Source organism: Aeromonas sp. s4, from assembly GCF_040907855.1.
GTDB lineage: Bacteria > Pseudomonadota > Gammaproteobacteria > Enterobacterales > Aeromonadaceae > Aeromonas > Aeromonas caviae.
Genome location: NZ_JBFOCP010000023.1, coordinates 1 through 18,445, shown reverse-complemented (window position 1 = coordinate 18,445; position 18,445 = coordinate 1). Strand labels below are relative to the sequence as shown.

General features: G+C 62.1%; 20 protein-coding genes and 1 tRNA gene. 11 read left to right on the top strand and 10 right to left on the bottom strand.

All coding sequences use genetic code 11. The features are described 5' to 3' along the window. The first annotated feature begins 41 nt into the window (after positions 1-41). On the top strand, positions 42-1,295 hold the full coding sequence (locus AB5Y89_RS06115) for an MFS transporter (RefSeq protein WP_323950590.1): 1,254 nt from the start codon (positions 42-44) through the stop codon (positions 1,293-1,295). Here the strand turns inward: AB5Y89_RS06115 and AB5Y89_RS06110 are convergent. The 5 genes from AB5Y89_RS06110 to AB5Y89_RS06090 all read right to left on the bottom strand — a co-directional run bounded on the left by AB5Y89_RS06110 (position 1,280) and on the right by AB5Y89_RS06090 (position 7,196). Next, on the bottom strand, positions 1,280-1,834 hold the full coding sequence (locus AB5Y89_RS06110; protein ID WP_010675006.1) for a VOC family protein: 555 nt from the start codon (positions 1,832-1,834) through the stop codon (positions 1,280-1,282). The two genes, AB5Y89_RS06115 and AB5Y89_RS06110, sit on opposite strands and share 16 nt — an antisense overlap. After that, positions 1,828-2,592 carry a hypothetical protein gene (locus AB5Y89_RS06105; protein ID WP_010675007.1) on the bottom strand — a complete coding sequence of 255 codons (765 nt, stop codon included), beginning with the start codon at positions 2,590-2,592 and terminating at the stop codon, positions 1,828-1,830. Before AB5Y89_RS06105 ends, AB5Y89_RS06110 begins: the two co-directional genes overlap by 7 nt. A 153-nt stretch (positions 2,593-2,745) precedes the next feature. Further along, positions 2,746-3,471: an oxygen-insensitive NADPH nitroreductase gene (nfsA, locus tag AB5Y89_RS06100; RefSeq protein WP_368223120.1), complete on the bottom strand. Its 726-nt coding sequence runs from the start codon at positions 3,469-3,471 to the stop codon at positions 2,746-2,748. A gap of 67 nt (positions 3,472-3,538) precedes the next feature. Further along, positions 3,539-5,101: an AbgT family transporter gene (locus tag AB5Y89_RS06095; RefSeq protein ID WP_368223118.1), complete on the bottom strand. Its 1,563-nt coding sequence runs from the start codon at positions 5,099-5,101 to the stop codon at positions 3,539-3,541. A 154-nt stretch (positions 5,102-5,255) separates the two neighbouring features. Continuing rightward, a complete protein-coding gene (locus tag AB5Y89_RS06090; protein ID WP_368223169.1) occupies positions 5,256-7,196 on the bottom strand; it encodes a putative bifunctional diguanylate cyclase/phosphodiesterase in 1,941 nt (646 codons plus the stop codon). A 322-nt stretch (positions 7,197-7,518) separates the two neighbouring features. On the opposite strand from AB5Y89_RS06090, the gene AB5Y89_RS06085 reads away from it, so the two are divergent. From AB5Y89_RS06085 to AB5Y89_RS06070, 4 genes are all read left to right on the top strand, one after another. Next, positions 7,519-8,067 carry a DUF2982 domain-containing protein gene (locus AB5Y89_RS06085; RefSeq protein WP_368223116.1) on the top strand — a complete coding sequence of 183 codons (549 nt, stop codon included), beginning with the start codon at positions 7,519-7,521 and terminating at the stop codon, positions 8,065-8,067. 83 nt (positions 8,068-8,150) lie between these two features. Then, entirely contained in the window at positions 8,151-9,095 is a 945-nt protein-coding gene (locus tag AB5Y89_RS06080) for a LysR family transcriptional regulator (RefSeq protein WP_368223115.1), read from the top strand. A gap of 46 nt (positions 9,096-9,141) precedes the next feature. Beyond that, a complete protein-coding gene (locus tag AB5Y89_RS06075; RefSeq protein WP_368223113.1) occupies positions 9,142-10,164 on the top strand; it encodes a response regulator in 1,023 nt (340 codons plus the stop codon). A 32-nt stretch (positions 10,165-10,196) separates the two neighbouring features. Then, the gene (locus AB5Y89_RS06070) at positions 10,197-10,628 is read left to right on the top strand and encodes a PAS domain-containing protein (RefSeq protein ID WP_039038700.1); all 432 of its coding nucleotides are present in this window, start codon (positions 10,197-10,199) and stop codon (positions 10,626-10,628) included. 63 nt (positions 10,629-10,691) lie between these two features. Here the strand turns inward: AB5Y89_RS06070 and ltaE are convergent, their stop codons facing one another. From ltaE to AB5Y89_RS06055, 3 genes are all read right to left on the bottom strand, one after another. After that, a complete protein-coding gene (gene ltaE / locus AB5Y89_RS06065; protein WP_113070137.1) occupies positions 10,692-11,708 on the bottom strand; it encodes a low-specificity L-threonine aldolase in 1,017 nt (338 codons plus the stop codon). An 86-nt stretch (positions 11,709-11,794) separates the two neighbouring features. Then, positions 11,795-12,502 (bottom strand): short-chain dehydrogenase, encoded by a 708-nt coding sequence (locus AB5Y89_RS06060; RefSeq protein WP_368223111.1) that lies wholly within the window; start codon positions 12,500-12,502, stop codon positions 11,795-11,797. Positions 12,503-12,577: 75 nt separating this feature from the next. Beyond that, positions 12,578-12,985 (bottom strand): transcriptional regulator, encoded by a 408-nt coding sequence (locus AB5Y89_RS06055; protein ID WP_039038703.1) that lies wholly within the window; start codon positions 12,983-12,985, stop codon positions 12,578-12,580. 166 nt (positions 12,986-13,151) lie between these two features. Between AB5Y89_RS06055 and AB5Y89_RS06050 the strand changes: the two genes are divergently transcribed. Next, the gene (locus AB5Y89_RS06050) at positions 13,152-14,051 is read left to right on the top strand and encodes an aldo/keto reductase family oxidoreductase (protein ID WP_368223108.1); all 900 of its coding nucleotides are present in this window, start codon (positions 13,152-13,154) and stop codon (positions 14,049-14,051) included. Between the two features lie 69 nt (positions 14,052-14,120). On the opposite strand, the gene AB5Y89_RS06045 is transcribed toward AB5Y89_RS06050, so the two are convergent. Further along, positions 14,121-14,399 (bottom strand): RNA-binding protein, encoded by a 279-nt coding sequence (locus tag AB5Y89_RS06045; RefSeq protein WP_029314670.1) that lies wholly within the window; start codon positions 14,397-14,399, stop codon positions 14,121-14,123. 212 nt (positions 14,400-14,611) lie between these two features. Beyond that, on the bottom strand, positions 14,612-15,154 hold the full coding sequence (locus tag AB5Y89_RS06040) for a hypothetical protein (protein ID WP_104453025.1): 543 nt from the start codon (positions 15,152-15,154) through the stop codon (positions 14,612-14,614). 174 nt (positions 15,155-15,328) lie between these two features. Between AB5Y89_RS06040 and mepA the strand changes: the two genes are divergently transcribed. From mepA to AB5Y89_RS06015, 5 genes are all read left to right on the top strand, one after another. Further along, positions 15,329-16,072, top strand: a complete 744-nt coding sequence (mepA, locus tag AB5Y89_RS06035; protein WP_039038706.1) for a penicillin-insensitive murein endopeptidase — start codon at positions 15,329-15,331, stop codon at positions 16,070-16,072. A 42-nt stretch (positions 16,073-16,114) separates the two neighbouring features. Then, positions 16,115-16,720, top strand: coding sequence for a LemA family protein (locus tag AB5Y89_RS06030; protein ID WP_010675022.1), 606 nt, complete (start codon positions 16,115-16,117; stop codon positions 16,718-16,720). Further along, entirely contained in the window at positions 16,717-17,451 is a 735-nt protein-coding gene (locus AB5Y89_RS06025) for a YgcG family protein (RefSeq protein ID WP_210600110.1), read from the top strand. Before AB5Y89_RS06030 ends, AB5Y89_RS06025 begins: the two co-directional genes overlap by 4 nt. Before the next feature lie 22 nt (positions 17,452-17,473). Then, the gene (locus AB5Y89_RS06020) at positions 17,474-18,091 is read left to right on the top strand and encodes a TPM domain-containing protein (protein ID WP_010675024.1); all 618 of its coding nucleotides are present in this window, start codon (positions 17,474-17,476) and stop codon (positions 18,089-18,091) included. Between the two features lie 266 nt (positions 18,092-18,357). Continuing rightward, a tRNA-Ser gene (locus AB5Y89_RS06015) sits at positions 18,358-18,445 on the top strand.

Sequence of the window (18,445 nt, the reverse complement as noted above, 5' to 3'; positions counted from 1 at the left end):
CGTCGCACTACCCTGCACAAAAGTCGTCGGGACAACTCCATATGATCGAAGTAGGCAGTCGCGAATGGATACGCGCCACCCTGGCTCTCAGCCTGGGCTCCTTCCTGGTATTCCTCAATCTCTACCAGACCCATCCCCTGCTGCCGCTCCTGGCAGAGGTCTTCTCCGTCAGCGCCCTGTCCGCCAGCTGGACGCTGGCAGGCTGCACCGCAGGGCTTGCAGGCTCCCTGCTCGTCTGTGCCCGTCTGGCTGATCGGTTCGGACGGCGGCGGATCATGCTGTGGACCCTGGCGGCCGCCATCCTGCTCTCCCTGTGCATCCCCTGGGTCACCCACTTTGATGTGCTGGTGAGCCTGCGCATCCTGCAAGGCGTCCTGCTGGCAGGGTTGCCCGCCACCGCCATTGCCTACATGGGGGAAGAGTTCAGCAAACGTGCCCTCATCGTAGCCGTCGGCGTCTATATCGCGGCCAACTCCCTGGGAGGCATCGCGGGCCGGGTGGTCGGCGGTCTGCTGGCTGGCTGGTTTGGTGACTGGCAGCACACTTTCCTCGGTATCGGGATCATCAGCCTCGCCCTGCTGCCACTGGTCATCTGGCTGCTGCCCGCCCAGCGCTGCTTCGTGGCCGTGGAGGCAGCGCCTGGGCAACTGCGCCGCGCCATCCAGAGCCACCTTGGCAACCCCTTGCTGGTGGGGGCCTATCTCATCGGCGGCCTCAACTTCATGGTCTTCCTGAACCAGTACAGCTATCTCACCTTCCTGCTGGCCAAGGCCCCCTTCTCCCTGCCGACCCAGTGGCTCGGCATGCTGTTTCTGACCTACCTCACCGGCACCGTCGCCTCTTCACTGAGCGGCCGCGGGGCCCATAGCTGGGGAGCACAACGTCTGCTGCTGGCGGGAATAACCTTGATGGCACTCGGCAGCCTGGCCCTGTTGCAGGGGAGCCTTGTCGCCATCATCGGGGGATTGCTTGTCTCGAGCTTCGGCTTCTTCCTGGCCCACGCCTGTGCCAGCGCCTGGGTCGGCCAGCACGTGGAGCACAACCGGGCGCTCGCCTCGTCGCTCTATCTGGTGGGGTATTACCTGGGGGCCAGTCTGGGCGGGCTTTATCTGCATCCCTTCTGGGAGCAAGGGGGGCTATGGGGTCTGGTGCTCGGCATCGAGCTGGTGTTGATGATCACCGCGGGGTTGAGCCTCTGGCTCGGTCACTTGAAAGGACGTGTGGCGCCCGCTTGTGCGTTGACGCCACAGGGTCATGCTCCCGTCAACGGGCCCTCCCCTCACAGACCGTCATAATAGTCCGCCGGTACCGGCACCACGGCGCCGGTGCAGAGCTCTTCGTCGATCACCTCCTCAAGCGGGCGCAGATGAAACTTGATCTGCCCGGAGGGCAGCATCAATCCTATATCCGGATTGCGTCCGTCATCGATGTTGCCGGTCTTGAAGGGGACATCCGGATGCGTCGTCACCAAGGTCGTGAGCGAGGGCACCACCAGTTCGATATGTTCGAGCCCGGCCTGATGGCTTCGACCCGCCTTGGGGGCGGCCAGTTCGATGCAGGGGACGGTCACCTGCTCCCAGCAGACAGGCTGGTGCAAGCGATAGGTGGCGATGGGACGACCGCCTATCATCCCCTCCACCAGCAAGACTCCGTGGGCGGCCAGCACCGCTTTCAACTCCAGATATTCCGGCAGGGTGGCGGCGCGGTAGCAGAGGTGATCCACCACGGGGGAGTCCTTGACTCCCATGACGGCATGCATTTCCGTGAGCAGTTGGCAAACAAATGGGGCCATGGGCCCCAGTGTGGAATCCAGTGGATGTGACATGATCACCATTTCTTCTTGGGTTGGAACAGGACGTCCAGTTCGTCCGTCTCTTTGTCCTTGATGTTTTGCAGCTCCTTCTCGCTGTGCTGCTGCAGGTGTTCTTCCAGCTGGCGCATCCCCTGACGCATGTCCTCTTCCCGCGCCAGCAGGTAGGGATCCTTGTCGGTGACATTGGCCAGCGCCCCCAGTCCCTTGGTGTAGAGCTGGCGGCAGGTGCCGTACTGCCCCTGGATCTGGGCATCCATGGCCCGCTTGAGCAGGTTGGCGATGTTGATCTTGAGCTGCATCAGCTCGAGGCGGCGATCCTCCTGGGCAAAGCCCTGAGGATCTATCTTGCCCTTGTTGTGCTCGACCCGCAGCACGGCCCGCATCTTCTTGGCCAGTTGCAGCATCTGGATGGCCTGGCGGTCGGACTCCGGCGTCTTGAAATGCCCCTCGTCCTGGCTGCTGTAGTTCTCCTGCACGTTCTTGATCTGGAGCTGGACATCGGCGATGCGCTGCTTGACCTGCGCATTGGGCATCACCAGCGCGATGGCGCGGTAGGCATCCAGGATCCGGTGTTGCAACAGCAGCACCATGTTTTTGGAAAAGGGCACCAGATTGACGTTCAGCAACACCTCTTCGGTCTCGTCTGCCACCGCCTTGTGACGGGCAATGGCCTGGCGCTTGTCCGATTCGGCCTTCTGCTTGTATTGCTGCACCACGTTATAGGCGATGACCAGAAACAGGAGTGCGCCGATTGACAGCAATATCAGGGTTAAAATCATAGGGTGTTCACACTCCAGTCCCAATCCAATTGCGAGATCCTACAACAGCTTAGCCTCATAGGGTAGCGCCCAGATCCCGTATTGCCTCACAAGAACGCTCGCAGGCGGTGACCGCATCCGGTGCGTCTTGCTCCATATCGCCCGCCGCCCCCATTACTTGAGGCAAAAACCCTTCGACTGCAGGAATCCCAGCATGAAGGGCCTCGCCTCCTTGCCCAGGATCCCCCTGATCTGCCCGCTCCAGGTCTGATCCTTGTTGTTGCTGCTGCGGGCCTGGTAGTAGTCGTGGATCTGCCCGTCGTACCTGGCCAGCAGGGCACGGTCCAGGGTGGCAGGATAGCGGTTCTCGTGCACCACCAGCGCCCGGGGCAGCCGCGGTTTTTGCTCCGGCCGCTGGGCGGGATGACCCAGGCAAAGGCCAAACAGCGGGATCACCTGATGGGGCAGACCCAGCACCTCGCTCACCTTGGCCGGGTTGTTGCGAATGCCGCCGATATAGACCCCGCCCAGCCCAAGTGACTGGGCCGCCAGCAAGGCATTTTGCGCCATCAGGGCACCGTCGATGGCCCCGATCATGAGCTGCTCCACAAAGCCGGTGCGGGCCTCCGGCACTATCTGGCTATGACGATGGTAGTCGGCGCAAAACACCAGAAACTCCGCCGCTTCGACCACATAGGCCTGATGACCGGCCAGCTCCGCCAGGGTGGCCCGCAGCCCCTTGTCGGTGACCCGGATGATGCTGTTGGCCTGGAGGAAGCTGGAGCTCGCGGCGCTCTGGGCGGCGCTCAGGACCTGATCCAGCTGCTCTGCGCTGACAGGCTCTGGGGTGAACTGGCGAATGGAGCGATGGGAAAGAATGAGATCGATGGTCGGGTTCATGGTACCTCCGGGATGAAGGTCACACTCTACCCAAAAAAAGCGGGGGGCCCAAGGCCCCCCGTCACCCTCAAGGGGCAGGATAGACATAGGGGGCCTGCAACCCAAGCGGGAACCCCAGCGCCCAGTAGAGCAGCAGGAAGCCCGTCCAGCTCACCAGGAAGGCCAGGGAGTAAGGCAGCATCATGGAGACCAGGGTGCCGATGCCTGTGCTCTTTACATACTGCTGGCAATAGACCACCACCAGGGGGAAGAAGACCATCAGCGGGGTGATGATGTTGGAGGCGGAATCCCCCACCCGATACGCGGCCTGAGTCAGCTCGGGCGAGATCCCTACCGCCATCAGCATGGGCACCAGGATGGGGCTGATGAGGGCCCACTTGGCGGAGGCCGAGCCCACCACCAGGTTGACGGTGGCCGTCAGCAGTATGATGCCGACGATGGTCACCTCTCCCGGCAACGCCAGGGCGTGAAGCACCTCGGCACCGGAGAGCGCCAGCAGGGTACCGAGGTTGGAATCCCCGAACGCCTTGATGAAGAGAGCGCAGAAGAAGGCCATCACCATGTAGGAGCCCATCTTGTTCATGGTGGCCGACATGGCGTCGATCACATCCTTGCCGCTCTTGAAGCTGCCGGCGACAAAGCCATAGACGATCCCGGGCAGGATGAAAAGCAGGAAAATGAGGGGCACGATGGACTTCATCACCGGCGCGGCGAAGGTGGTGAGGGAACCGTCCGGTGCCCGCATCGGCGAGTCGCCGGGGGCCAGCGCCAGCCCCAGCAGCAGCACGGCCGCCAGCATGGCGAACCCGGCCCAGTTGAAGGCTCGGCTTTCCTGGGCGCTGTAACGACCCATCTCGTCGGCGCTCTCCAGATCCTCGTTGAGAGGCACCAGCTTGAGGCGCGGCTCGACAATCTTCTCGGTGACAAACCAGCCCACGCAGATGATCAGCAAGGAAGAAGCGCCGGTGAAGATGATATTGCACAGGGTGTTGACCATGTAGTCAGGGTCGAACAACTGGGCTGCAGACTGCGTGAAACCCTGAAGCAGCGCATCGCCGCCGGAGGGCAGGAAGTTGGCGGCAAACCCGCCGGAAACCCCGGCAAAGGCTGCGGCAATCCCCGCCAGCGGGTGGCGACCCGCCGCATGGAAGATGATGCCGCCAATGGGGATCACCAGCACATAGCCCGCATCGGCGGCGGTATGGCTGACGATGGCCACCAGGATCAGCATGGGGGTCAGAAAGCGCGCCGGCGTCACCTTGAGCAGCTTCTTGAGCCCGGTGTTGATGAAACCGGACTGTTCAGCCACCCCGACCCCCAGCATGGCCACCAGCACGATGCCAAGGGGAGCAAACCCGGTGAACGTGGTGACCATGCTGGCGAGAAAGTCCGCCAGCCCTGCCCCGGTCAACAGGTTGTTGATGACCACGGCCTCTCCGGTGCGGGGATTGACCAGATCGAAGGAGAACTGGGAGCCTATCCAGGAGCCGACCCAGACGATCAGCAAGGCATAGAGGAAGAGCATGGCGGGATCCGGCAGCTTGTTGCCCGCCTTCTCCACCCCGTTCAGAAAGCGGTTCAACCAGCCGTTGGGAGGGGCCGGACGCTCGTTCACTGCAGCTTGACTCATTATGGTGATACTCCATTACCAAGGAATGAGCGCGCATACTAGCGATAACGTCTAATGGATCCCATGATATGAGACAAAAATTCGATTAATTATGTTTAATTTGGCATCTCGCACTTCATAAATGGGAGATGCCGCACATTTATCGACAACTTGCTCAATGGTTTACGAGGGGGTAGCGACCCAGTCGGCACTGTACAGCGAACCCCGCCGCCGCCACCTCTTCCGGGGTCATGGGACGGCTGAACAGGAACCCCTGGAAGACATGGCAACCCTGGGTCTGCAGGGCCGCGAGCTCGTGCTCCTCCTCCACCCCTTCCGCCAGGATCCCGAGCCCCAGACTGGTGGCCATGGCCACCGTCGCCCGGATCACCGGCAGGTTGAGCCCCACCACGAAGGAGCGGTCCAGCTTGATGGTGTCGATGGGCAACCGGTTGAGGTAGGCCAGGGAGGAGTAGCCCGTCCCGAAGTCGTCGATGGCAATCTTGATCCCCTGCTCGCTCAAGGCGTCGAGGATCTCGATGCACCCCTTCATGTCGAGCATCAGCACCGTCTCGGTCAGCTCCAGGGTCAGCAGCGCCGCCTCCACCGAGAATACCTCGAGCAGTTGGGCCACCAGCTCCGGCAAACTGGCAGAGAGCTGGAAGCCCGAGAGATTGACCGACACCGGCACCCTCACCCCGTCCTGTCGCTGCCACTCCCCCATCTGGGCCAATGCGGTGGAAAGCACCCAGCTTCCGATTTCCCGGATGAGCCCCATCTCTTCGGCCAGCGGAATGAACTCCGCCGGCGACACATGGCCGAGCACAGGATTGTACCAGCGTACCAGGGCCTCGAAACCGATGACCCGACCTTGCGCCACATCCACCTGGGGCTGATAGCGCAGGCTGAGCTCCCCCCGCCCGACGGCCTTGGCCAGGAACTGCTTCAGGGTCAGCTTGCGATGCAGGCTTTGTTGCATGCTGGGGGTGAAGCGCTGCCAGCGAAGTCGCCCCATCTGCTTGGCCTGGTACATGGCCATGTCGGCGCGGGTGATGAGGTTGTCGCCGTCATCCGCGTCGTCCGGGTAGATGGCGATGCCGATGCTGCCGCCGATGGTGACCTCGGGGACACCGCTCAGCTGCAGTGGCTTGCTCATCTGGGAGAGCATGAGATCCGCCACCTCCTGGGCCCGATCGCTCGCCTGGTTGAGGGGCACCAGGGCGGTGAACTCGTCCCCGCCAAGGCGCGCCAGCTCCACGTCCCGCGGGCAGATCTGCTTGAGCCGTCCGGCGACCCGCTCCAGCAGGCGATCCCCTGCCTTGTGGCCGTAGTTGTCATTGACCAGCTTGAAGTTGTCCAGATCCATGAACACCAGGGCAAAGCGACCCCCGAGGCCGCAATAGGCTTCCAGGGATTTCATCAGGCCGTAGCGGTTGAGCAGCCCGGTGAGGGAGTCGTGCCAGGCCAGGTGGCGATGCTCCAGCTCTTCGAGCTTGCGATCCGTGATGTCCCGCATGGTCAGCAGGATCCGTGCCCCCTGCTGGATATGGCGAAACTGGTACTGGAACCAGCGCATCCCCTTCTGGGTGCGACACTCCCCTTCGGCCACCACTTCGTCCAGACGGGAGAGGCGACGATAGAAGGCCTCGTCCGCACCGGAGAAGATCTGGGGCAGCGTCAGAATGCCGGTGCCAAAGCACATGTCGAAGTGATGGTTGCCGCTCTCAAGGCGCCCCTCGTTGTCAAAGAGACAGGCCAGGGTGTCGCCGGTGGCGAGGGAGGACTCCTGATAGAGGGTGTCGGCATCGATGACCGCTTCCGCCATCATCATCTGCCGTCCGGCAAGCTGGATCCCGGAAAGACGCAGATAGACCTGCTTCTTGACCCCCTTGGGCGAGAGGGTCCACCACTCGTTGTAACTGCGCTCCTGCTGGAAATCGCCGAGATAACGCTGCAGCAGCAGATCGATGGCGGCGGCCATGTCGGCGGAGAAATCCCGGGACTTCAGCTCGGCCAGAGAGCTCGCCTCCCAGAGCCCGAGGGCAGCATCGTTGGCCCAGTAAATATGATGACGCTGGATGTCATAGACCCAGACCGGCGTGTGGAGGACATCCATCACGGTGAGCAGGCGTTCGTCTAGCGTATTCATGTTGAGTGATGATTCATGCTGAAAGCTCATGGTCGAACCAGTCGCTTGCGCCCCCTGACAGGAGCATTCGCGCTGGTACAAAATCCGTTCCGGCCCATAATCGGATAACAAACGGATGAAAAAAGGCCGAAATCATATGAAAACGCTACATGTGATCCCCATGGTACGAAGAAATGGACTCACACTGGTATTGTTGGGCATGGTGATAACCATTGCTATGATTTTTATACTTTTTTTTCTTCGTGAACAACTACTAATCCCCGCCATTTCCCTCCTCCTGGCGGGCCTGATGACAATTTTTGTCGGGGTCTGGAAACTGGGTGAGCCTCATTTTAGTCTCTCTTTGTGTCAGGACTGCCTGCAATACCATCACAAGTACGGCGGCTGGATCCTGAAATGGAGAAATATTCAGCGAATTGACCAACCACGTATCCATTTGGGGTGGGATCTGGTGGAGCTGCCCTACATCGGTTTGAAAATAAAGGATTACGACGCTTTTTTGACGCTGATCACACCCCGGCTCGCCGTCCGTCTGCTGACCGAGCAGCGCGCCGTGCTGATGCAGGCCATGCGAAGCGAGCGCTCCGACTGCCCGACCGGAGGGTGCGGCAGTGGGCTCCTGGGAGAGGGACTGCTGGAGGAGAGCCGCTTCTGCTCACCCTCCGGCCAGCGCTATGAGGGGGTGATCGCCATGCTCGGCAACCGCATGGCACGGCTGCGTGATCTGTTGGGGTACGATCTGCTGGTGCCCGACAACAACCTGGACAGATCCCCTGAAGATTTCGTCCATCTGCTCCAGCAATACCAGCGCGAGTCGAATCTAATCCAGATCAATTAAACGCCGGATTGCGCTTGCCAAGCCCGGTGACTCTTCATAAGGTCACTGGCTTGTTACAGCCAGAACACCCCCTAAAACCGCTTATGAAGTACATCGAAGAGTTCTATCTGTTCGTCAAGGTGGTGCAAGAGGGCGGTTTCTCCCACGCCGCCGCTGCGCTGGGCATGCCGACCGGCACCATCAGTCGACGTATCTCCCAACTGGAAGAGCAGCTCGGATGCAGCCTGCTGCACAGATCCACCCGCAAGCTGCGTCTCACGGACGAAGGGCTGCGCTATTACGAGCGCCTCTGTACCCCCCTTGCGGAAATAGAGCAGGCCACCGGCGAAATTCGGGGTGAGGAGACGGACATCAGCGGCCTCATCCGCCTCGCGGCCCCCATCGCCCTCTCCAACACCATCCTGGTCGACATGCTGGTGGACTTCGGCCTGCGCTATCCCGGGGTACAATTCGACATCCGCCAGTCCAACGACCATGCCCTCCAGGCAGATCAGGACAGGGACCTGGTCTTTTTCAACGGCGAGCTCCCCCAGACCCTGCCCAACGCCCTCTGTCTGGGTCACATCCAGTACGGTCTGTTCGCCTCCCCCCTCTATCTGGAGAAGATGGGTGTGCCCTCCCACCCGAACCAGCTGGAAGAGCACGATCTCATCTACTGCTGGCCCCACCAGCACTGGCAACTGAGCGGGCGGGACGAACAGACGATCTGCATCAAGCGCACTCCCCGCCTTTGCATCGACCAGACCCAGGCCGCCGTGCGGGCAGCCCAGCGCCACCTCGGCATCGTCAACGCCCCGCAGCACTATGTGCACCCCTTCCTGCAAGATGGTCAGCTCGTCCCCGTCCTGCCGGACTGGCAGTCGGGAAAACGTCCCTTCTACATGCTCCATTGTCAGCCCCGGTTCACCCCGTTGCGTGTTAAGATGTTCGCCGATTTCGTCGAGAAGCACTCCGAGCGCTATCGTACCCGCCAGCAGAACGATCAATTTTCACCGGCGCAGCCACTGCCCGTTGCATCTGACGGCTGATGACCCACACTTAGCGCAATCCTCGTTGCACAGGTCGGCTAACACTATGAATGTATTGATATGTGATGACTCCGGGTTCGCGCGCAAACAGCTGGTGCGCGCCCTGCCCGCCGATTGGGGTGTCACCTTGCACCAGGCCGCGGACGGACTGGAAGGGGTCGAGCAGATCCTGATGGGGCACGGGGACCTGATCTTTCTCGATCTCACCATGCCGGAGATGGACGGTTATGGCGTGCTCGAGACCCTCAAGCGAGAGGGGGTGCGCAGCAAGGTGATCGTGGTCTCCGGCGACATCCAGCCGGAAGCCCATGAGCGTGTCATGGCCCTTGGCGCCCTCGATTTCATCAAGAAGCCGGCCTCACCAGACACCCTCCTTGCCCTGCTCAAGCGCCACGGTCTGTGGCAATCGGCCACCCAGATGACGGCCATCCAGCCCCAGTCCGTCGCCAGCCACCAGGCTGCCCAGAGCAGCATCCAGTTCACCCCCGAGCTGCGGGATGTCTATCAGGAGCTGGCCAACGTCGCCATGGGCCAGGGGGCGGATCTGCTGGCCCGCCTGCTCGGCGCCTTCGTGCTGCTCCCCATCCCCAACGTCAACGTGCTGGAGGTCTCCGAGCTGCACATGGCGCTCTCGGCCGCCGCCGAGTCGGAGACGCTCTCTGCGGTCTGTCAAGGCTTCATCGGGGCCGGGATCGCCGGGGAGGCCCTGCTGCTGTTCCACGATGCCAGCTTCCAGGACCTGGCCCGCCTGATGAACCATCAGGGGGAGCTGGATCACGGCGCCGAACTGGAACTGCTGATGGACACCGCCAACGTGCTGATCGGTGCCTTCCTGCGCGGCTACGCCAACCAGCTCGACACCCCTTTTAGCCAGGGTCACCCCGTGGTGCTGGGCCAGCACAGGCCCATTCAGGATCTCATTCGGACCAACCAGAGCCGCTGGCGCCGCACTCTGGCCATCGAGATCAACTATCGGGTGCAGGGCTATGCGGTGCAGTGCGATCTCTTGCTGCTGTTTACCGAAGATTCCATCGCCACCATGAACAACAAGATCATGCACATGCTCTGACCGCCCCGCGGCAGCAACCACCAGGAGTGACCATGGACATTCGGGAATTTCATTGGCTGATGAACATCGTCCAGAATCTGGACGTGGGGCTGGTCGTGCTCGACAGGGAGTACCGGATCCAGGTGTGGAACGGCTTCATGGAGAGTCACAGCGGCCGGCTGGCAGGCGAAGTGCGCGATCAAGGGCTGTTCTCGCTCTTCCCCGATGTGGACAAGGCCTGGTTCGAGCGCAAGGCCAACATGGTGTTCAAACTCAACAACCGTGCCTTCAGCACCTGGGAGCAGCGCCCCTACCTGTTGCGCTTCTCCAACTACCGCCCCATCACGGGATCGGCCCCCTACATGTACCAGAACCTGACCCTGGTGCCGCTGGCCGACTTCGCCGGAGAGGTCACCCACCTGGCCATCATGATCTATGACGCCACCGACGAGGCCATGCTGATCACCGGCCAGCGCCAGGGATGACCGACCCTGCCATGACAACAAGGGCGCCCGATGGCGCCCTTGTTGTTGCGATGGGGAATGGCGTCAGCCACTCAGGTACTCGGTGAAGGCGTCGATCACCTCGTCGATGTCATCGTCGGTGATCTGCAGGTGGGTCACCAGCCTGAGCTCCCCGTAGCCGGAGAAGAGAATACCGCGCTCCTTCATGAAACCCAGCAAGGTGGCGGGATCCCCCTGAGTCAGACGCAGGAATACCATGTTGGTCTGCACCTCCCCCATGTTGAGTGTGATGCCTGGCAACGCGGCCAGCCCCTCTGCCAGACGCCTGGCGCGGCGATGATCATCCGCCAGCCGGGCAACGTGCTGATCCAGCGCGAACAGGGCGGCCTGGGCCAGGATCCCTCCCTGGCGCATGCCGCCCCCCAGCATCTTGCGCAGCCGTCTGGCGCGGGCGATGAACGCAGCCGATCCCACCAGCAGGGAACCCACCGGTGCTCCCAGTCCCTTGGAGAGGCAGACAGAGATGCTGTCAAAAGGCGCCGCGATGGCGGCCACCGGTTCCCCGCTCGCCACCACCGCATTGAAGAGGCGAGCCCCGTCCAGGTGCAGCTTCAACCCCTTCTCGTCGACGAATTCGCGCATGGCGCGCAGGTAGGTCAATGGCAGCACCTTGCCGTTATGGGTATTTTCCAGGCAGACGAGGCGCGTCTGGACGAAATGGGGATCATCGGGAGCGATGGCCCCCCGCACATCCTCGATGGCCAGAGTGCCGTCCGCCTGCATGGGGACGGATTGCAGGGCCACCGAGCCCAGCACGGCAGAGCCCTGGGCCTCGTAGCGATAGATGTGGGAAGCCGCCCCCAGCACGGCCCCTTCCCCACGCTGGCAGTGACTCATCATGGCCAGCAGGTTGGACATGGTGCCGGAGGGCACGAACAGGGCAGCCTCCTTGCCAAGCAGTTCGGCGCCGCGGCGCTCCAGCGCATTGATGCTGGGATCTTCCCCATAGACATCGTCTCCCACCTCGGCATGCAGCATGCTCTGGCGCATGGCTTCCGTGGGTTGGGTCACGGTATCACTTCGTAAATCGATATAGCGCATGTCATCCTCCTGATGCAGGACGATGACATTAACCAGCCGACACCCGGCTGGCAAGAAACGGCAAGCGGGAATGTGAGCCCGGCGGCTCACCAGGGCAGCGACTGGCCGTGCAGGTCCACGAAACGGCCCGAGTGCGCGGGCGTCAGTGTGGCCATCAGATCCAGCAGGCGGACGGCGACCTCGGCGGGGTCCTGCAGCAAGGTGGGATCCATCTCCTGAAGAAAAGGTTGCTGCATGGGGGTATTCATGAGGCCGGGATGCACGGTGATGACACCGGCGCCGGGAAAACGTCCGGCCCACTCACCCGCCAGGATCCGGGATCCCATGTTGAGGGCGGTCTTGCTCATACGGTAGCTGTAGTGGCACATGGCCTCCTGGCCCCCCTCCTCCAGGCTTCCCGCCCGATCCGAGAGGGTGCAGAGCCAGAGCGTGCTCTGGGGCATCATGCGCCGACTGAGGTTGGCACCAAGGGCCAGGTGGGGCCAGGCATTGGCCAGCAGACTCTCTTCAAGCCATTGGGGGGTCACCTCCTCCACCCGCCGCTCCGGCATGTGGGCAAGATCATGGAGCAGGCCTATGGTGTTGATCACCACCGTCGGCAGGGTGGTGCTGTCATAGAGGGTGAAGAGGGCTTCAAAGGAGAGCGAGTCCACTTCCTGCAGCGGAAAGTAGCAGGCGGGATCCAGTCCCCTGGGCAGTTGCCTGCCCGCCAGCAACCACTCTTCTCCCCGTCTGGCCAGCGCCCGTGCCAGCGCACTGCCCAACCCGCCACTGCCCAGGATCAGATAGCTCATCTGCGTGTCCTTGGATTTGATCACTGCTTAGAGGGTATCAGAAGAATGGCGGACTGCCGGGGGCACTCGTCAGGCTCAGGCCTCGGCCAGATGGCGCCCAAACTCCCGCGCCCGGGCCAGGTCCAGAAAACCGTCCGCCTGCTTGTGGCTGCGCAGGAACTGGTAATAGGCGAGCAGGGTCACCAGTTGCTCCTCGTCCGGCATGGGCTTTCCCGGACGGGTCTCCTGCACCAGCGCCCCCGCCGCCGCCAGCGCGTCCCTGTCCACCACCTCGGCCTGACGATAGAGATACCCGCAACCGGTGGCGAGCCACTCCAGCGAGCAGTTGGCCCCCATGGCAATCTGGTTCGCCTTGCCAAGGCCGGGCTCAGCCCCTTTCAGATACTTGCGGATCAGGGCTTCACTCAACCCCACCTTGCGGGCAAAAGCGCTCACGCTCCCCTCCCCGATCAGGCTTTGAAGCCTGGCGGCAAATCCTTCCATCACCCCTTCTCCTCTCACTGACACCGTGATCTTGACCCGTTGGAGTCAGAACCATAGTTCGAATTCGCGAAGGGGGCATTATTGCCTTGTCCGCCGGAAGAGACCAAGATGCTGGCACATGATTTTGCCCCTTTCTTTTCGCATTTTTATCTCCAGAGGAGTCACCATGTCCGTATCCCGTCTGGCCCTGCATGAGCAAGGCCCCACCTTCTCCCGCCTCATCATGGGCTACTGGCGCCTGATGGAGTGGCAGCTTTCCCCCGCCGCCCTGCTGGACCTGATGAAATATCACCTTGATCTCGGGGTCACCACCATCGATCACGCCGACATCTACGGTGGCTACCAGTGCGAGGAGGCCTTCGGCCATGCCCTGCGCCTGGAGCCCTCCCTGCGCGATCGCATGGAGATCGTCAGCAAGTGCGGCATCGCCCTCACCGCCAATCCGACCCACGCCCTGAATCACTACAACACCGGCAAGGGACACATCGTCGCCAGTGCCGAAGCCTCCTTGCAAAAGCTCGGCACCGATCATCTGGATCTGTTGCTGATCCATCGCCCCGACCCCTTGATGAACGCCGACGAGGTGGCCGACGCCTTCATCACCCTCAAGCAGGCAGGCAAGATCAAGCACGCCGGGGTCTCCAACTTCACGCCCCACCAGTTTGCCCTGCTGCAATCCCGCCTGCCCTTCCCCCTGGTCACCAACCAGCTGGAGATCTCCCCGCTCCATCAGGAGGGGACGCTGGATGGAGCCCTGGATCAATGCCAGCAACTGCGCATCAAGCCCATGGCCTGGTCCTGCCTTGGCGGCGGGCGGCTGTTCCATGCCCCCGACTATGCCCCGCTGCGGGCGGAACTCGAGCTGATCCGCCAGGAGGTGGGTGCCGACTGTCTGGAGCAGGTGGTCTACGCCTGGGTGATGATGCTGCCGAGTCAGCCGCTGCCCCTCATCGGCTCCGGCAAACGGGAGCGGATCGCCGCCGCCGTGGCAGCCGAGTCCATTGAGCTCACTCGCCAGCAGTGGTTCCGCATCCGCAAGGCCGCTCTGGGTTACGACGTTCCCTGAGTCTGCACCAGACCCTGAAAACAAAAACGGCATGGAGGATTCCATGCCGTTTTCCGTTATCGAGACGATTCAACGATGGCGCTGGGGGCGACCACGGGGTGCATCCGTCTTCGGTTTGGCCTGATTGACCGTGATGGTGCGGCCGCCGACCTCGGTGCCGTGCAACTCGGCGATGGCCTTCTCGGCCTCGCCATTGACCGGCATTTCAATGAAACCAAACCCCTTGGACTGACCGGTATCGCGGTCGATGATGATATCGACCTTGTCTACCTGCCCAAATTGGCTGAACACGGTTGTCAGTTCGTCGGCCGTCATCCGGTACGACAGATTACCTACGTAAATCTTCATGCCATCCACTCTCGATTCAAGGTGCCTTATCTATGCATCCACCGACCTGGGAGTAAGGGCACAACCCCCCTGCCGGACCAGCCACGGCATCATGCCATGGCACTTCCAGCTTCGTATCCCAAGTCCTTGATCTCTTGGGCTATCGGAGCAGGAAAGATCAAATCGAATCAGAGGCAGTATCTGAGCATTGGGATGAATTGTCGAGAAAATAGTCAGGCCGGGTGCAGCTCGGCCAGCAATGTGCCGAGGGCACGACGCCCATGCCAGGCACGTTTGAACCCGAATCGATAGACCCCGGGGGCCACTTCGTGAGTCCCTTCCCGGGACAACCCGAGCAGGCTGGTGGCCGTCGCCAGGGTCACCTCATCCAGCCCGAGATCCAGGCTGAAATCGAGCCACTGGCCATCGTGTCCCACCTTGCGATCTCGCTCCATGCCCACCAGCACAGCTCTGGGCAGCGCCAAGGCCCGGTCTTCGCCACCATTGAGCAGATAGAGATGGCGTTCATCCCAGGCAAGCTCCGCCAGACGCCAGCGCTGCCAGTTGCGCGGCAACACCATCATCACCAGCACGATACCGCCAAAGACCACCCCGACCCAGGGCAGCAGGCCCATGTCGGGATATCCCAGCCAGAGGGCGGCCACCACAGTGGCGAGACTCCCCAGCAACAGGCAGATCATGACCCCGTAAAACCGCCGGGCCGGGGGCATCAGCCAGCGCACGTTCTCTTGCGCTGCCAGCTCACTGACTCTCATCTTCTCTTCTCCTTCTGTGATGCGAACGGCCTTGCCGTCGCTGCGTTGCCGCGCATTGTGCGCGAGCGACGCGCCGCGATGCAACCGCCACCGCGACACGGATGACGGCCAGCCGCCACTCTTGGTATGCTTGGGGCTGTCTGAGCCCGCACTGGGCGCCATCCCGGGAGTCCCATGTTCGCCACCGCCCTGCTCTTGTCCGCGAGCACACTCTATGCCGAGGCCATCGGCGGCTACTCCGCCGGCTGCCTGAAAAATGCCGTGGCCCTGCCCCTCGAAGGCCCTGGTTATCAGGTGATCCGCACCAAACGGCTGCGCTATTACGGCCACCCCGACCTCATCCATTACCTGCAGCATCTGGCCAACCAGACCAGACTGGCCGGCATGCCGGATCTCTATATCGCAGACCTCGCCATGATGCACGGGGGACCCTTTACCTCAGGTCATCGTAGCCACCAGACCGGCCTGGATGCCGACATATGGTTCAGGATGGCTGACAGGCCCATCAGCCGCTGGGAGCAGGATGCCCCCAGGGAGTGGGCGCTGATCGACGAACCCAGCTACCGGATGCTGCCCGGCCGATTCGGCCCCAGGCAACTCAATCTGCTGCGCCTTGCGGCTGATCGCCCCGAGGTGGCGCGCATCTTCGTCAACCCCGTCATCAAGGCCGAGGTGTGCAAACAGGCACCCGGTGAAGCCTGGGTCGGCAAGCTGCGCCCCTGGGTCGGCCACTTCAGCCACTTTCACGTGCGCCTGCGCTGCCCGGCAAACAGTCCGGACTGCCAGCCCCAGGCTCCCATTCCCCCCGGCAATGGCTGTGGGGAGGAGCTGACCTCCTGGCTCAAGGACAAACCCCAGCTGCCCAAGGTGTCGATGAGCTACCGCGCCCCCCTGTTACCCAGGCGTTGTGAGGGCTGACCACAAGCTGTTATGGTGAACCTATTTCCGAGAGAAATATCAATGGAGAACAACAAGATGGCCACTTCACTCTGGCAGCGTGGTACCCGTGCCCTGCTGACCCTGACCCTGCTGCTGGGTTTGACCGGCTGCGGCATGAACACCATTCCGACCCTGGATGAGCAGGTCAAGGCGAGCTGGGGACAGGTCGAGAACCAGTACCAGCGCAGGGCCGATCTCATTCCCAACCTGGTGGCCACCGTCAAGGGGTACGCCAGCCACGAGCAGGAGACCCTCAAGGCGGTCACCGATGCCCGTGCCCGAGTCGGCAGCGTGCAGGTGAGTGACCCCTCCCAGCTCAAGGCGTTCGAGGCGGCGCAGGAGCAGCTCTCCAGCGCCCTCTCCCGGCTGATGGTGGTGGTCGAGCGCTACCCGGATCTGAAGGCCGATCAGCAGTTCCTGACCCTGCAGGCCCAGCTGGAAGGCACCGAGAATCGCATCGCGGTGGCCAGACGGGATTACATCGAGGCAGTACGCCAGTTCAATACCGAGATCCGTACCTTCCCCGGGGTCATCTGGTCCAAGCTGCTCTACTCCGATCTGGAAGCCAAACCCACCTTCAGCGCCAAACCCGGTGCCGATGAGGCGCCCAAGGTCAGCTTCCAATGAACGTGATGAGACGCTGGCTGGCGCTCTGTCTGCTGCTCTGTGCCACGGCGCTGCATGCCACCCCCGATTTCCCGGCCCTGACCGGGCGGGTGGTGGACGAGGCCAATCTGATGTCCCGCAAGCAGGCCCACCAGCTCGCACAGCAACTGGCCGTCTTCGAGAAGCGCAGCGGCGTCCAGCTGGTGGTGGTCTCCATCGACACGCTGGCGGGGGATACCATCGAAGAGTACGGCTACCAGCTCGGTCGCCACTGGGGCATCGGCCAAAAAGGCAAGAACAACGGCGTTCTGCTGATCATCGCCCAGGACGAGCGCAAGGTGCGCATCGAGGTGGGTTATGGCCTGGAAGGTGCCCTGCCCGACGCCATCGCCGCCAATATCATCCAGACCCGGATCCTGCCCGCCTTCAAGCGCGGTGACATGGTGGCCGGCATCCTCGCCGGCAGCCAGGGCATCATGCAGGCCCTGGCCGGGGAGTATCAGCCCGTGGACAACACCAGCAAGGCCGACAAGCAGGGCGGTCCCTGGCTCTTCATCCTGGTGGTGATTGCGATGATCGTGCTGCACAACCTGCGCGGCGGCGGCGGTGGGCCGGGAGGACGTCGCCGGGCCGCCTACATGGCAGGTGGATTCGGTGCCGGCTCCTTTGGCGGCCGCACTGGCGGTGGTGGTGGCGGTTTCAGTGGTGGCGGCGGCAGCTTTGGCGGCGGCGGTGCATCTGGCGGTTGGTAATCAGGGAAAAAGAGACAACAAGATGATTTCGAAACAGTTTTTCCACACCTTGCAGGCCAGGGTTCGACAGGCCGAGCAGGCCACGGATGCCGAACTGGTCACCGTGCTGGCCCCGGCCAGCGATGGCTATCGCTATATCCCGACCCTGTGGGCCGCCCTGCTGGCCATGCTCACCCCCCTGCTGGTCTTCCAGCTCGGCTTCTGGCTTGGCTGGTACGAGATCCTGCTGGTGCAGTGGTCGGTCTGGTTGCTGCTGAGCCTGCTGTTCCACTGGACACCCATCAAGATGCGGCTTATTCCCAACAAGGTACGCCGTCACCGGGCCGCCCTGATGGCCCGCCTGCAGTTTGTCGAGCAGGGACTTCACCGCACCCGGGACCGGCTCGGGGTGCTCATCTTCGTCTCGGTGGCGGAGCACTATGTGGAGATCCTGGTAGACGACGGGATCGCCCAGCACATCGACAACACCCAGTGGCAGCAGATCATCGACGACTTCGTGGTTCGGGTACGCAACAAGGAGGTCGAGCAGGGGTTCCTGGAGTGCGTGGAGCGCACCAGCGCCATTCTGACCGACGCCTTCCCCGCAACCCGGGATCAGAACGAGCTGCCTGACAGCCTGATCATTCTCGACAAGCCTTGAACGGGATTAAAAAACCGGCATTCTGTTCAAGGGATAGGCACTCGATAAAGATTATGAAAAATAAGGGGAAAAGTGGTTGACCCAGGCAGCCCTTTCCCCTAAATTACGCCCCGTTCCAGCGCAACGGCGCAGCGAACACCGTGTTGGCTGAACACGTTAAACCACAGACCAAAATTTGGTGAGGTATGCGAGAGGCTGCCCACCGACGAAGTCGGCAAGATGCACGCGCAGCGTGCTACGAAAGCCACTTCAAGCAGTAAAAATTTGGTGAGGTGTCCGAGTGGCTGAAGGAGCACGCCTGGAAAGTGTGTATACGGCAACGTATCGAGGGTTCGAATCCCTCCCTCACCGCCA